Source organism: Pseudomonas sp. H11T01 (genome assembly GCF_048515765.1).
Classification (GTDB): Bacteria; Pseudomonadota; Gammaproteobacteria; order Pseudomonadales; family Pseudomonadaceae; genus Aquipseudomonas.
Window position 1 is genome coordinate 18,839 of record NZ_JBLYED010000042.1, and the last position, 15,327, is coordinate 34,165.

The window sequence follows — 15,327 nt, forward strand, 5'->3', positions numbered from 1 at the left end:
CATGCAAGGCGCCCAGCTACGTCATCCGCAACCCGCTCCCGGCCGCAAGCCGGTGCCGCGTGGTGCCAGCCGTATGGTGGCTAAAGAGCCGATGTCGGTGCGCCTGCCGAAAGCCAATTTTGGCTTCCTCAAGGCTTTGTTCTGGCCGGTGCTGTTGGTCGCATTGGGCTTTGGTACCTATGACGGTGCGCAGCGTTTGCTGCCGTATGCCGACCGGCCGATCACCAAGATCAACGTTCAGGGTGATTTGAGTTACATCAGCCAGCAAGCCGTGCAGCAGCGAATCGCCCCTTACGTGGCCTCGAGCTTCTTCACCATCGACCTGGAGAGCATGCGCACCGAGCTTGAAAAGATGCCATGGATCGCTCATGCCGAAGTGCGTCGCGTCTGGCCTGATCAAGTGGTGATTCGCCTGGAAGAGCAACTGCCTGTGGCCCGTTGGGGTGACGAAGCGCTGTTGAACAACCAGGGCGAAGCGTTCACCCCGCGGGAGCTGGCGAACTACGAACATTTGCCACAGTTGTTTGGTCCGCAGCGGGCCCAGCAGCAAGTGATGCAGCAGTATCAGGTGTTGAGTCAGATGCTCCGGCCCATGGGCTTTTCAATTGCCCGTCTGGAGTTGCGTGAACGTGGCAGCTGGTTTCTAACCACCGGCGCAGGCAGCGCTGGCCCAGGGATCGAACTGTTGTTAGGTCGCGGTTACCTGGTGGAAAAGATGCGCCGCTTCATTGCCATCTATGAAAAAACGCTGAAGGAACAGATTACGAACATTGCGCGCATCGATCTGCGCTATGCCAACGGCCTCGCCGTCGGCTGGCGGGAACCTGTAGCGCCCACGACGGGCCAACCCGCCGTCGCGAAGAATTAAGAAGAGGCAGGACCAATGGCTAATGTGCAAAGCGGGAAAATGATCGTCGGTCTGGATATCGGCACTTCCAAAGTGGTAGCGCTGGTGGGCGAGGTCTCGGCTGATGGCACGCTGGAAATCGTCGGCATCGGCACGCATCCATCCCGCGGCCTGAAGAAGGGCGTGGTGGTGAATATCGAATCCACCGTGCAGTCGATCCAGCGCGCTATCGAAGAAGCGCAACTGATGGCCGGTTGCCGCATTCACTCTGCGTTCGTCGGCGTGGCAGGCAATCATATTCGCAGCCTGAACTCCCACGGCATCGTGGCAATTCGTGATCGCGAAGTCAGCACTGCGGATCTGGAGCGGGTACTCGACGCGGCCCAGGCGGTGGCGATTCCGGCAGACCAGCGTGTCCTGCACACCCTGCCGCAAGATTACGTGATCGATAACCAGGAAGGCGTGCGTGAGCCTCTGGGCATGTCCGGCGTACGTCTGGAAGCCAAGGTCCACGTGGTCACCTGCGCCGTGAACGCCGCACAGAACATTGAAAAATGCGTGCGTCGTTGCGGTCTGGAAATCGACGACATCATTCTCGAGCAACTGGCTTCCGCCTATTCGGTGCTGACCGACGACGAGAAAGAGCTGGGCGTGTGCCTGGTCGACATCGGTGGTGGTACCACTGATATCGCGATCTTCACCGAAGGCGCGATTCGTCATACCGCGGTGATCCCGATTGCCGGTGATCAGGTGACCAACGACATCGCCATGGCGTTGCGCACTCCGACCCAGTACGCCGAAGAAATCAAGATTCGCTACGCCTGCGCCCTGGCCAAGCTGGCCGGTGCCGGTGAAACCATCAAGGTTCCAAGCGTCGGTGATCGTCCGCCGCGCGAACTGTCCCGTCAGGCACTGGCCGAAGTGGTCGAGCCGCGTTACGACGAGCTGTTCACGCTGATCCAGGCCGAGCTGCGTCGCAGTGGCTACGAAGACCTGATCCCGGCCGGCATCGTGCTGACCGGTGGTACTTCGAAGATGGAAGGCGCGGTTGAATTGGCCGAAGAGATTTTCCACATGCCGGTCCGCCTTGGCGTACCCCATGGCGTCAAAGGTCTCGACGATGTCGTGCGCAACCCGATTTATTCCACCGGTGTGGGCTTGCTGATGTACGGGCTGCAAAAACAGTCCGACGGCGTGTCCTTTTCCGGGATCAGCAGCAGCCGGGACAGTTACAGCAGTGAAGAGGCCAAGACACCACTGTTCGATCGTCTCAGAAGCTGGGTTCAGGGCAACTTCTAAAGAATTACAGCAAGACAGTTTCAAAGTGGCAGCAGTAGGCGAAAAAAACTAGAGAACTGAAAGGAGAGGGAAAATGTTCGAACTCGTAGACAACATCCCCGCTAGCCCGGTAATTAAAGTTATCGGTGTGGGCGGTGGCGGCGGCAACGCTGTCAATCATATGGTCAAGAGCAACATTGAAGGCGTGGAATTCATCTGCGCCAACACTGATGCCCAGGCGCTGAAAAGCATCGGCGCGCGGACCATCCTGCAACTGGGCACTGGCGTGACCAAAGGTCTGGGCGCTGGCGCCAATCCGGAAGTGGGCCGTCAGGCCGCTCTGGAAGACCGTGAGCGCATTGCCGAAGTGCTGCAGGGCACTAACATGGTGTTTATCACCACAGGCATGGGCGGTGGTACCGGTACCGGTGCTGCGCCAATCATTGCCGAAGTGGCCAAGGAAATGGGCATCCTCACCGTTGCGGTGGTGACGCGTCCGTTCCCGTTCGAAGGTCGCAAGCGTATGCAGATCGCCGATGAAGGCATCCGTCTGCTGTCCGAAAGTGTCGACTCGTTGATCACCATTCCCAACGAGAAGCTGCTGACCATCCTCGGTAAAGATGCAAGCCTTCTGTCGGCTTTTGCCAAGGCTGACGATGTATTGGCCGGTGCCGTTCGCGGTATCTCCGACATCATCAAACGTCCGGGCATGATCAACGTCGACTTCGCTGACGTGCGTACCGTGATGAGCGAAATGGGCATGGCGATGATGGGCACTGGCTGCGCCAGCGGTCCGAACCGTGCGCGTGAAGCGACTGAAGCGGCCATCCGCAACCCGTTGCTCGAAGACGTGAACCTGCAAGGTGCACGCGGCATCCTGGTGAATATCACCGCTGGTCCCGACCTGTCTCTGGGTGAGTACTCGGACGTTGGTAGCATCATCGAAGCCTTCGCTTCCGAGCACGCAATGGTCAAGGTCGGTACTGTTATCGATCCGGACATGCGCGACGAGCTGCATGTGACCGTGGTTGCCACAGGTCTGGGCGCAAAAATCGAGAAGCCTGTTAAGATCATTGACAATACCGTTCATACCTCCATGGCCGCTCAATCGCCAGCACCTTCGCGTCAGGAGATGCCGTCGGTGAACTACCGCGATCTGGACCGTCCAACCGTGATGCGCAACCAGGCTCAGGCCAGTGCTGCGACCGCGGCGAAGCTGAATCCGCAAGATGATCTGGACTATCTGGACATCCCGGCATTCCTGCGTCGTCAGGCCGATTGATGGAATGTATCAGGGGTATTAGGGTGATTGGTGTTCAGCAAAGGTCTGGTCTGCTATTATCGCCAGCCTTTGTTGATACCAGTTCGCAATTTGCGCTGAAGCGGCCCAAGCCATGATTAAACAACGCACCCTGAAAAATATTATCCGTGCCACAGGTGTAGGTCTGCACTCCGGGGAGAAGGTATACCTGACCCTCAAGCCTGCGCCTGTAGACACCGGCATTGTGTTTTGTCGTGCCGACCTGGACCCTGTGGTGCAGATTCCTGCTCGCGCGGAAAACGTTGGTGAAACCACTATGTCGACCACACTGGTCAGCGGTGACACCAAAGTGGATACGGTGGAGCACTTGCTCTCGGCCATGGCTGGCCTGGGCATCGATAACGCCTACGTCGAGCTCTCCGCGTCCGAAGTCCCGATCATGGATGGTAGCGCTGGACCCTTCGTATTCCTGATTCAATCTGCCGGCCTGGAAGAACAGGACGCAGCTAAAAAGTTCATCCGTATCCTGCGTGAAGTGACAGTGGAAGACGGCGACAAGCGCGCCACTTTCGTTCCTTTCGAAGGCTTCAAAGTGAGCTTTGAGATCGATTTCGATCACCCGGTGTTCCGTGACCGCATTCAAAGTGCCAGCGTGGATTTTTCCAGCACTTCGTTCGTAAAAGAAGTCAGCCGCGCCCGGACCTTTGGTTTCATGAGTGATATCGAGTACCTGCGCAAGCACAACCTCGCACTCGGCGGTAGCGTTGAAAACGCCATCGTGGTCGATGCGGATGGTGTACTGAACGAAGACGGCCTTCGCTATGAAGACGAATTCGTGAAGCACAAGATCCTCGATGCAATTGGTGACCTCTACCTGCTGGGCAATAGCCTGATAGGTGAGTTCCGTGGTTTCAAGTCGGGGCATGCACTGAACAACCAGCTTCTGCGCAAATTGATTGAGCAGAAAGATGCGTGGGAAGTCGTGACCTTCGAAGATGCCAGCACTGCACCGATCTCTTACATGCGTCCCGTTGCGGCCGTGTAAGTAATACTCTCTTTCTTTAGTTTTTAGAGGCTGCCTTCGGGTGGCCTTTTTTTATAGCTGCCGGAAAGTGGCTATCTCTATTTTTGGCGGCGCCTATCAGGACGCTATCGCGAGCTTGCTCGCGATGAGGTCGGTATTCACAACGTGGATTTCAGCCTGCCACCACCCGATTCCGCCCACTGTATTTGGCCTGATAGAGCGCTTTGTCGGCGGCGAAAACCAGTGTTTCCGGGCTTCCCTCGAGCGCGCCTGACCAGGTGCTGAGGCCGATGCTGACGGTGATGGGCGAGTCCTGCGCGTTGACGAGTTCATCTTGTTCAATGGCCGCGCGGATGTTCTCGGCAATGCGCGCCGCGCCGTCGCCTTCAGTTTCCGGCAGCACCACGGCAAACTCTTCGCCGCCATAGCGGGCAGCCAGATCGCCAGGGCGGCGTATATTGCTTTTGATCACTCTTGCCACGGCAGTCAGGGCTTCGTCGCCAAGTTGATGGCCGTGTTTATCGTTGAAGGCCTTGAAGTGGTCGACATCGATCATCAGCAGTGACAATGCGTGGCCCGAACGTTGGGCTCGGGCCCATTCGAGGTTGAGTGTCTGGTCCAGGGTTCTGCGGTTGGCCAGCCCCGTCAAACCGTCGGTTGCCGCCAGTTGCTCCAGCTCCTGCTCGGCACTGTGCCGGCGTCGCAATTCGAGGCACAGTAGCCAGGTCAGCCAGAGCAGGCCGATGCACAGCACGCCAGTGGCAAAGCTTGTCAGCACCGCTGTGCGCTTCCAAGAGGCAAATACCTCGTCGGTCGAGAGCGCTACCACAACGATTAACGGCAAATTGCCGACCCTGGAAAAGGTGTAAAGCCGCTGTTTGCGATCGCGGCTCGACACACTGCTGAAGCTGCCATTGCCTTCACGCAGAATGCGCATGAAGTTAGGCCGGTTGCTGAAGTCCTTGCCGATCAGGTCATCGGCCAGTAACGGTTCCTGGGCGAGTAGAAAACCGTCGGTGCTGATCAGATTGACCGAGCTGTCACGGTCGATACTCAAACTCCGGAACAGCTGATTGAAGTAGCTCAGGCGCATGGCCGCTTCGGCGACACCCAGGAACTCGCCGGTTTGCGACGAGATGCGGCGGCTGAAACTGATGCGCCAGTCGTGATCACCGCGTCTGGCCCGGAATGGCCGGCTGATAAACATCCCGCTATCAGGATTTTGTACGTGGGACTGGAAGTATTCGCGGTCGGCGAAGTTTCCCGTCCGCGGTTCGACTGACGCCGAGTCGGCGAGCACATCGCCGTGTTTATCGAGTAACAGAATATCGCCCTTATGAGGGGCGGCGATTGCTCGATCGAACAACACCAGATGGCGTATTTGCGGGGAAACCAGCGTGAGGTCTGTGCGCTGCGAAGCAGAGATCAATCCCTGCAAGGACAGGTCATAGAGCTCGACATTGTGCAGCACGTCGGCGTCGATCAACTGCACGATATTGGAGGCAGCGCGGGTCGCGGACAGTTGGGCACTGGCATGTTCGCGGATCAGCAGAAAGGTCACGATACTCAGAATGGCGATCACCGTCAGCGAACTGCCAACAATCAGAATCCACTCCGGCTGGCTGGCGGGGGACGGGCGCAGGGATGTCGCACTACTCACACTCATGGTTCTGACTTCTGCTGTCTGGACGGTATTAAAGGTGTTGCAAGGGAAGCGGGCAGAGTGACAGAGACCGGTTGCTTCTATAACGCCTGTATAAATCCCGGGCATAAAAAAGGCCAGCAAAACGTGCTGGCCTTTTGCTTGTCCAAGCTTAGAACACATTCAGCGGGTAATCGACGATCACCCGGTATTCATCGGTGTCTTGGACCCTTTCGACGAAAGCTTTGGTTGAGTCGTCTATTGCGTAGGTGTTTGGGCGATAGTTGCAAAAAATGCAATGAATAGAGGGGTGAACTTGAGTGAAAAGCTAGCGTGAGGTAGAACTCACGTGATCGCTAACGGCAGTTACTTTTTGTGAAAGCCCACGTGTTTCCGATTAGGGGAGACGAAGCGGTTCGGGTGTTTTACACAACGAAAAAAAGCCGCTGATAGCAGCGGCTTTGAAGACAGCTTCTCAGGGGAAGAGCCCTGAAGAGTGTCGAGGGAAACGGATCAGTAGTGCTGATCAGCTGTCTTTTTCAGCCCGCGGTTGCGGCTGATTGGCTGATGTTTGCTGGGGCTGCGCAGCGTTTTGTGCTTTGGCGGTCATTTCGTCCCGGGACGTCTCGTAGGCGTCGGTACGCGCGGCGTTTTGCGCGACGAAGGCTGGCGACTCTGAAGCCATGGCGAATGGCGAGAGGAACAAAGAGGACAAAACGAAAGCGCTGGCAATACCCATAGTGTTGGACATCTTGAAGACCTTCTTGCAGAGCAAGTGATAGTTGGTGCGGCAAAAGTAACGGTCTTGAGCCTTGGGAAAAAGAGCGGATTGCATAAAGGACTTTTGCGTTCAAAGTAATAGTTGCGCGATTCCCGTGGCGAGGGAGCTTGCTCCCGCTGGGTCGCGAAGCGGGCCTAAATCCTGCAACCTCTTTCTTTCAGATGTACCAGGTTGACTGGTTTACGACTGCTTCGCAGCCGATCGGGGGCAAGCCCCCTCGCCACAAAAAGCGCGACAGATCTAACGATCTCAAACGGGCAGATAGATCCCGAAGGTATTCATCCCGCCGTCACTGCGCACAAACACATCGCCGCCATGCATCAGCGCAATGGCCTTGACGATGGCCAGACCCAGGCCGTGGTTGGCGCCGCTGTTGCTGCGTGAGGCATCGACCCGATAGAAGCGTTCGAACAACCGCGACAGGTGCTCGCTGGCGATCGCTTCGCCGGGGTTAGCGACGCCGATGGCGACCTGGTGTTCTTGTACGTCGATTTGTACGCGGATGACCTGCCCGGGCGCGGTGTGTTGCACCGCATTGTTCAGCAAATTGATCAGTGCCCGACGCAGATGAGCTTTCTCGATCTGCACATGGGCGTCGCCGCTGACTTCGACTTTCACCTGTGCGTCTTCAAGGATGAAGTCCAGGTAATCCAGGGTGGTGGCGACTTCATCTGCCAGCGACGTGGAGGTGAGCATGGTGGCTTTGCTGCCCTGATCGGCGCTGGCCAGAAACAGCATGTCATTGATGATCGACCTCAGTCGCTCAAGCTCTTCGAGGTTTGATTGCAGGACTTCGAAGTAGTGCTCGGCCGAACGCCCGCGAGTCAGCGCGACCTGGGTCTGGCCGATCAGGTTGGTCAGCGGCGAACGCAGTTCATGGGCCACGTCGGCATTGAACGATTCAAGACGTGAATAGGCTTGTTCCACCCGCCCCAGGGTCGAGTTGAAGGCGCCGACGAATTGATTGAGCTCTGGCGGCAACGGTGACAGTTGCAGGCGTCCGGAGAGCCGCGGCGGGGCCAGGCGCTGAGCTTCCTGCGAGAGTTTGATCAACGGTTTCAAACCGATCCGCGCCACCCAGTAACCCAAGGCTGAAGCGAGTAATACACCGATGATCGCCAGGCTGATCAGGGCGGTCAGCAAGCGATGCTGAGTCTCGAAAAAGGTCTGCGTGTCGATGCCAATCAGAAAGCGTAGCGGCGGTCGTTGATCTTTAGCCGGCAGTTGGCTGACCAGCACTTTTAGCGGATACGGATGGTCTGGTAGGGTCAGGTCGCGCTTACCCAACGGCCCTTGGGCGAAGGCGCGGATTTGCGCATCCGGGGCGCCATATTCATAACCGGCGTCACCGCTGACGACCCAGAACCGGATGCGTTTGTCTTCTTCGCTGAGCAGATTAAGCTTGGCGTTGATCTTTACCCAATGCTCGGGTGTGCCGTAGCGATTGAGGGCGGATTCGAGCACGCTGTAACGCGCATCCAGCTCCGCTTCGGGCAGCAGGCCCAGGCCTTTATCGACTTGTTGATAAAGCGCCCAGCCAATCAGCAGGAATACCAGCAAAGCCACCAGGGTGAACATGCCGCTCAGGCGTAACGCAATGGAGTTAGACACCGCGGCTCTCCAGCACATAGCCCATGCCGCGAATGGTGTGCAGCAGTTTCTCTTCGAACGGCCCGTCGAGCTTGGCCCGCAGGCGTTTGATCGCAACTTCGACGACATTCGCGTCGCTGTCGAAATTGATGTCCCAGACCATCTCTGCAATGGCGGTTTTCGAGAGGATTTCGCCATGGCGCCGGGCCAGCACGCTGAGCAGCGAAAACTCCTTGGCGGTCAGGTCTAGCCGAGTACCGGCCCGGCTGGCCTTGCGGCTGATCAAATCTATCCACAGGTCGGCGATGCTGATCTGCACGGGTTCATGACCGCCGCTGCGGCGGGTCAACGCTTGCAGGCGCGCGACCAGTTCAAGGAAGGAAAAGGGTTTACCCAAATAGTCATCGGCACCGTCGCGCAGGCCCTTGATTCGGTCTTCGACGCGCTCGCGGGCGGTGAGCATGATCACCGGGGTTTGTTTGCGCGCACGCAAGGCGCGCAACACGCCAAAGCCGTCGAGACCCGGCAGCATCACATCCAGCACGATCACCGCATAGTCGCTTTCCAGCGCCAGGTGCAGACCTTCGACACCATCGCGGGCCAGGTCCACGGTGTAGCCTTGTTCGGTCAAACCACGGTGCAGGTAATCCGCGGTTTTTTCTTCGTCTTCAATAATCAGAACGCGCATGGCCCCGCCTCAGTAAGTGGTCGCCAGCCCCGGGGCTGGTTTGGGCCGGTGAAATAGCCGCTCAAGCCACAAGTATATGACCGGAGTGGTGAACAGGGTCAGCGCCTGGCTTACCAGCAGCCCGCCAACCACGGCGATCCCCAGCGGCTGGCGCAGTTCGGCGCCGGTGCCATAACCGAGCATCAGCGGCAAGGCGCCGAGCAACGCGGCGAGGGTGGTCATCATGATGGGCCTGAATCGGGTGAGACAGGCCTGGTAGATGGCTTCTTCCGGCGTCAGCCCACCCTTGCGCTGGGCGTCGAGGGCGAAGTCGATCATCAGAATGCCGTTCTTCTTGACGATCCCGATCAGCAGCACCAGGCCGATCAACGCCATGACCGAGAAGTCCTGACCGCAGATCCACAGCATCAGCAGGGCGCCAAGACCGGCCGATGGCAGGGTCGAGATGATCGTCAGTGGGTGCACGAAGCTTTCATAGAGCACACCGAGAATGATGTAGACCGCCACCAGCGCTGCCAGAATTAACCATGGTTGGCTGGCCAGCGAACTTTGGAACGCCTGGGCTGCGCCCTGGAAATTGCCGATAATCGAGGCGGGCACACCGATCTCGTTCTTCGCCTGGTTGAGCATGATCACCGCATCGCCCAACGCCACGCCGGGCGCAAGGTTGAACGACAGGTTGGCGGCCGGGAACATCCCGTCATGAGCAATGGACAGCGGCCCGACGGTGGGCGGATCGACCTTGGCCAGCGCCGACAACGGGACCATTTCGCCACTGAGGGGCGAACGCAAGTAGAAGTAATTCAGGCTTTCGGCCTTGCCGCGCTGCTTGGCATCGAGTTCGAGGATTACGTTGTATTGGTTGGTCTCGGTCTGGTATTCGTTGACCTGACGCTGGCCAAACGCATCGTAAAGCGCTTGGTCGACATCGGTGGCATTCAGACCGAAACGTGCTGCCGCGCTGCGGTCGATGCTGATGTGGGTAATGCTGCCGCCCAGTTGCAAGTCGTTGGAAACATCACGGAACGCCGGGTTGGCCCGCAGTTTTTCCGTCAGGCGCTGGGTCCAGGTATTCAGGGTCGGTCCGTCGTTGCTCTTGAGCACGTATTGGTATTGGCTGCGACTCGGCCCGGAGCTGAGGTTGATGTCCTGGCCGGCCCGCAGGTAGAGGACGATCCCCGGAACCTTGGCCAGTTGTGTACGGATCCGGTCGATGAACTGGCTGGCGTCGACGTCGCGTTGGTTGCGGTCTTTCAAGGCGATCCAGAAGCGGCCGTTGGCGATAGTCTGGTTGCTGCCGCTCACGCCAACGGAATGGGAGAAGATCTGAACCGCCGGATCGGCACCAACGATTTTCGCCAGCGCCAAGTGTTTAGCTACCATGTCCGGGTAGGACACATCAGCCGCCGCTTCACTGGTCCCGAGCACGAAACCGGTGTCCTGCACCGGAAAAAAACCTTTGGGAATGATCACGTAACCGACGATCGCCATGGCGAACGTCAGGCCGAAAATCCCGAGCATCAACCGTTGGTGGGCGAGGGCGCGACGCAGGCCTTTTTCGTAGCGCGCCAGCAGTCGTTCGCCGAAGCCGGGTTTGGTATGGGCATTGTGTACCGGGGATCGCATGAACAGCGCGGCCAAGGTTGGTGCCAGGGTCAACGACACCACCACCGAAATCAAAATGGTCGAGGTCGCGGTCAGGGCGAACTCCTTGAACAGCCGGCCGACCACACCGCCCATGAACAGCAACGGGATAAACGCTGCCACCAGCGAGAAGCTGATGGAGACCACCGTAAACCCGATCTCGCCGGCGCCCTTGATCGCTGCCTCGCGCATGCCGTCGCCGGCCTCGAGGTGGCGATGAATGTTCTCCACCACCACGATCGCATCGTCCACCACAAAGCCCACGGAGATCACGATCGCCACCAGGGTCAGGTTGTTCAGGCTGAAACCCATCGCGTACATCAGCGCGAAACTGGCGATCAGCGACACGCCAAGCACGCTGGAAACAATCATCGTCGCCGACCATTGGCGCAGGAACAGCGCCATTACGGCGATCACCAGCAACACGGCGATCAGCAAGGTTATTTCCACCTCATGCAACGAGGCGCGGATGGTCTTGGTCCGGTCCGACAGCACCATCACTTGCACCGTGGCCGGAAGCATCGCTTGCAGACGCGGCAGTTCAGCCTGGATGCGGTCGACGGTCTCGACGATGTTGGCGCCGGGCTGACGAAAAATCACCAGGTTCAACCCTGGTTCATCACCGGACCAGGCCTGAACGTAGGCGTTTTCCGAGCCGTTGATCACCCGCGCGACATCTTTAAGGTGGACCGGTGCGCCGTCCTTGTAGGAGACGATCAACTGCCCATACTCCTCGGGGTGAAACAGCTGGTCGTTGGTCGACAGCGTGGAAATGCTCGACGGGCCGTACAGCGCACCCTTGGCCAGATTCAAGCTAGCCTGCTGTAGGGCTACCCGGATATCGGCCAGGGTCAGACCGATGGCCGCCAGTCTGTCCGGCGCGACCTGGACGCGGATGGCCGGGCGTTGCTGGCCAGTGATGTAGATCTGACCGACACCGTCGATCTGGCTGAGCTGCCGCGCCAGCAGGGTTTCCACATAGTCGCTGAGTTCGGTACTGGGCATCTGCGTCGAGCTGATGGCGAGGATCAGAACCGGGCTGTCGGCCGGGTTGAGTTTCCTCCAGGTCGGCAGGCTCGGCATGTCTTTGGGCAGCTTGCCGGAGGCGGTATTGATCGCCGCCTGAACTTCCTGAGCGGCAGTATCGATGCTTTTATTGAGGGTGAACTGCAGCGTCAGGTTGGTAGAGCCCAAGGCACTGCTGGACGTCATTTGGGTCATGCCGGGGATGGCGCTGAACTGGACTTCCAGCGGCGTGGCCACCGAGGAAGCCATGGTGTCCGGGCTGGCGCCAGGCAACTGCGCGGTGACCTGGATAGTCGGGAATTCCGCTTCCGGCAACGGCGCGATGGGCAGTCGCGGGAAGGCGATCAGCCCCAGCAGTACCAGAGCAAATGTCAGCAGAAGGGTAGAGACCGGGTGGTCGATGCACCAGGCCGAAACCGAGCCATGGCCCTTCATGGTTGCGGCTCCGTTTTCGCTGTTTGAACGGTCTGTGGTGAGTCACTGAGTACCTGGATACGCGAACCGGCCTTAAGCCGCGATTGGCCATCGCTCACCAGCACATCACCGGCCTGTACGCCTTTGATGATGTTCAGGCCAGTGTCCTGATAGACCATTTGCACGGGCACCACCTCCACTTTGTCGGCGTTGACCCGGTAGACGAAGTGCTGATCGAGCCCACGCTGCACTACGGTCGGCGGTACCACCAAGGCATCTTTGTCGAGGGCGGTCTGGATCTTGATGGTCACCAATTGCCCCGGCCAGAGCTTTTGCCCGGCGTTGCTGAATTCGGCCTTGGCGCGGATGGTGCCGGTGTTGGCGTTGATCTGGTTGTCGATCAGGGTCAGGTGACCTGCGCCGAGCAGATCGCCGGTTGCGCCGTCGGTGTCGGCACCCAAATAAGCGTTGACCTGGGCCTGGGTCTGGGCGCTGATCAGTCCTTGCAGGGTTGGCAGCATGTGTTGCGGCAGGGAGAACTCGACCGCAATCGGGTCGATCTGAGTCACCGAGAACAAGCCCTGTGTATCGCTCATGCGCAGGAAATTGCCTTCGTCGACCGTGCGAATGCCGACCCGGCCGGTGACCGGGGAGTGAATCTGCGTGTAGGAGAGTTGAACTTGCGCGGCGTCGATAGCGGCCTGGTTGCCCTGCGCGGTGGCTTTCAACTGATTGACCAGTGCCTGTTGCTGATCGTAGGTCTGCTTGGAAACGCCATCGTCGACGCTCAGCAACTTGTAACGCTTGAGATTGACCTCGGCCACTTGCAGCTGCGCCTGGTTTTGCCCCAACTGAGCACGGGCCTGATCAAGGTTGGCGCGGATCGTGCGGTCGTCGAGGGTGGCCAGTAGATCACCGCTTTTTACCAACTGACCTTCCTTGACCCACAGTTTGGTCAGAATGCCGTCGATCTGCGGCCGGATGATGACGCTGTGCAACGACAACACCGAGCCGATGCCGCTGACATAGCGCGGTACGTCCCTCTGTTCGACGCTGATCACTCGCACGGGGATCGCGGTCGGCGCCGCCAGTTGGGTCGCGGTGGGCCTGGTCAAAAACAAGACAACCACTGCGGCCAGAGCGATCAGCAACGCTGCGAACAACACCGTTTTATTCTGAATACGCATGCTTGTAGGACGCCAGAGCAAAGTCATTGAAGGATTGGCCAGTATCAATGACTTACTTTACCCCTCAAACCCGGTCAGCAAAGTGACTGCTAACTGACAGCAATGTCAGTAATGGCTGACCATTCGTTCGGTGCGCAGGTTAAAGATCGCAGGCGCACAGGTATACTGCCGACTTATACGGCCGTCACCCTGGCCTGATCCACTTTTTGCACCCCCGGAGCTTCCATGAATTCCCGTACACAACCGCCTGTTTCTGACGCCACGAGCGACGAGCAGGCTGACCTGCAAAACAGCGTCGACTCCAGCGCAGAGAGCGAAGACAAAGCCGCTATCCCCGCGTTCAAGTTCCCGTTCAAACCGGGTGAGCTTGCCGCGGCGAAGAACGCCAATCAGCCGTGGTACAAAAACGGCGCCAAGAACGGCCACACCAAAACCCCAGGCGCAGCGCCTCCCGGCACCCGTCGTTCGATGGGCAAGCGCTGATCTGCGCAGCTTTATCTGACCTTCCCCTGTGGGACAGTAATAAACCTGTCCCACTTCCAGGCTTACTCCTACAACAAAGACTGATCCTTCCTGTAGAGGGCGGGCGGCCATTCGTTGAAAGTTCGTTGTCCGTTCACGCCGACCATGCCAAGACGCAGTCATTTTGAGATCGGCTGATCACTTGCATGGTGCCTCTCGAACCCTCTATGGGCAGCGGAGGGCGTTGCGGGCTCCATTGATCTTTCTCGAAGGATGCCGCGATGAAGTTTGGAAAAACGTTAACAACCCTGCTTTTGTCCATGACGGTGGGAGGTCTGTGCTTCCCAGCCCTCGCGGGAGAAAAAAAGCGGACCGAAATCCGTTTTGGGGTCGAGGCGCTGGTCCCGCCCTTCGAAAGCCGCAATGCCCTGGGTGAACTGGTCGGACTGAATATTGAGTTGGGCAACGCCCTATGTGCCGAACTCGAAGCTCGCTGTGTCTGGATTGATCAGGATTACGAAACCAACATTGCAGCGCTCGAGGCCGGACGTTTTGACGCGATCATGCCGATGTCGGCCACGCCACTGCGCCGGCAGAGAATCGACTTTACCGAGAATTTGTACCCGCTCAGCAATCGTCTCGTTACTCTCAAAGACGCAGGTTTACTGCCTGACGCGCAATCGCTCAAAGGCAAACGTGTCGGGGTATTGGCCGGTACTAGCCGGGAAGCTTATGTGCGAGCCAGGTGGGAACCTGCCGGGGTAGTCGTTCAGAGTTTCAAGCTCAATACCGAGTTGGTTGACAGTCTTCTGTCTGGCGATATCGATGCGACGCTGCAAGACGCCATTGAAATTTCCGCCGCGTTACTGGATACGCCCCAAGGCCATGCTTTCGGTTTTTCCGGGCCGGTGATTATCGACGAACTTCTAGGTAGTGGCGTGGCAATTGGGGTACGCAAGACAGATCCTGACCTGCGTGATTCCTTGAATAAAGCCCTTACGCGACTTAAACAAAATGGCAAGTACGACCCCATCATCAAGCATTATCTGTCTGAGTCCTCAGGCTCATCGACTGTTGCCGGGAGCGGTCCTGAGCCCGTCATGACAAATTCTCTGCAGTACAGCCTCGGGGAAAAAGGTCAGCCGTTTTCGACAGCCGTGCGGGTCGGCGAGACGCTTTATCTCTCCGGGGTTCTTGGCGTCGGTGCCAACGACAAACTGGTACCAGGGGGAGTTCGCGCAGAAATGACCCAGACCATGAACACTCTGCGTGAGGTGCTCGAGCGCAATGGCTCCTCCCTTGATCAAGTGGCGAAGTGCACGGTCATACTTGCCGATATCAACGACTTCTCCGCGATGAATGACGTGTACGTCAGATATTTTCCTGCCGATCGACTTCCCGCCCGCACCACATTCTCTGCCAATAAACTGGTGCTCAACGCGCGCGTCGAAGTTGAATGCCTGGCCGTTATCAAACGGTAGGT

General features: G+C 58.2%; 12 protein-coding genes. 6 read left to right on the forward strand and 6 right to left on the reverse strand.

From position 1 onward, the window contains the following. Position 1 precedes the first annotated feature (1 nt). From ACN1C3_RS31680 to lpxC, 4 genes are all read left to right on the forward strand, one after another. Positions 2–868: a cell division protein FtsQ/DivIB gene (locus tag ACN1C3_RS31680; RefSeq protein WP_419119665.1), complete on the forward strand. Its 867-nt coding sequence runs from the start codon at positions 2–4 to the stop codon at positions 866–868. 15 nt (positions 869–883) lie between these two features. Then, positions 884–2,146, forward strand: a complete 1,263-nt coding sequence (gene ftsA / locus ACN1C3_RS31685) for a cell division protein FtsA (protein ID WP_419119666.1) — start codon at positions 884–886, stop codon at positions 2,144–2,146. 73 nt (positions 2,147–2,219) lie between these two features. Then, entirely contained in the window at positions 2,220–3,407 is a 1,188-nt protein-coding gene (gene ftsZ, locus ACN1C3_RS31690) for a cell division protein FtsZ (protein ID WP_419119667.1), read from the forward strand. 112 nt (positions 3,408–3,519) lie between these two features. Next, positions 3,520–4,431, forward strand: a complete 912-nt coding sequence (lpxC, locus tag ACN1C3_RS31695; protein WP_419119668.1) for a UDP-3-O-acyl-N-acetylglucosamine deacetylase — start codon at positions 3,520–3,522, stop codon at positions 4,429–4,431. 151 nt (positions 4,432–4,582) lie between these two features. Here the strand turns inward: lpxC and ACN1C3_RS31700 are convergent, their stop codons facing one another. The 6 genes from ACN1C3_RS31700 to ACN1C3_RS31725 form a co-directional block, all read right to left on the reverse strand. Continuing rightward, positions 4,583–6,076, reverse strand: coding sequence for a diguanylate cyclase (locus tag ACN1C3_RS31700; RefSeq protein WP_419119669.1), 1,494 nt, complete (start codon positions 6,074–6,076; stop codon positions 4,583–4,585). Between the two features lie 502 nt (positions 6,077–6,578). Next, the gene (locus tag ACN1C3_RS31705) at positions 6,579–6,803 is read right to left on the reverse strand and encodes a hypothetical protein (protein ID WP_419119690.1); all 225 of its coding nucleotides are present in this window, start codon (positions 6,801–6,803) and stop codon (positions 6,579–6,581) included. Positions 6,804–7,082: 279 nt separating this feature from the next. Then, complete coding sequence (locus ACN1C3_RS31710) at positions 7,083–8,462, reverse strand: heavy metal sensor histidine kinase (protein ID WP_419119670.1); 1,380 nt, start codon at positions 8,460–8,462, stop codon at positions 7,083–7,085. Further along, entirely contained in the window at positions 8,437–9,111 is a 675-nt protein-coding gene (locus ACN1C3_RS31715; RefSeq protein WP_419119671.1) for a heavy metal response regulator transcription factor, read from the reverse strand. The genes ACN1C3_RS31710 and ACN1C3_RS31715 overlap by 26 nt, the downstream gene beginning before the upstream one ends. Before the next feature lie 9 nt (positions 9,112–9,120). After that, positions 9,121–12,216, reverse strand: coding sequence for a multidrug efflux RND transporter permease subunit (locus ACN1C3_RS31720; protein ID WP_419119672.1), 3,096 nt, complete (start codon positions 12,214–12,216; stop codon positions 9,121–9,123). Next, entirely contained in the window at positions 12,213–13,382 is a 1,170-nt protein-coding gene (locus tag ACN1C3_RS31725) for an efflux RND transporter periplasmic adaptor subunit (RefSeq protein ID WP_419119673.1), read from the reverse strand. The genes ACN1C3_RS31720 and ACN1C3_RS31725 overlap by 4 nt, the downstream gene beginning before the upstream one ends. Positions 13,383–13,607: 225 nt before the next feature. Here ACN1C3_RS31725 and ACN1C3_RS31730 point away from each other — a divergent pair, with 225 nt between their 5' ends. Continuing rightward, positions 13,608–13,865 (forward strand): hypothetical protein, encoded by a 258-nt coding sequence (locus ACN1C3_RS31730; RefSeq protein WP_419119674.1) that lies wholly within the window; start codon positions 13,608–13,610, stop codon positions 13,863–13,865. Between the two features lie 260 nt (positions 13,866–14,125). Further along, positions 14,126–15,325: a transporter substrate-binding domain-containing protein gene (locus tag ACN1C3_RS31735; protein WP_419119675.1), complete on the forward strand. Its 1,200-nt coding sequence runs from the start codon at positions 14,126–14,128 to the stop codon at positions 15,323–15,325. The last annotated feature ends 2 nt before the right edge of the window (positions 15,326–15,327 follow it).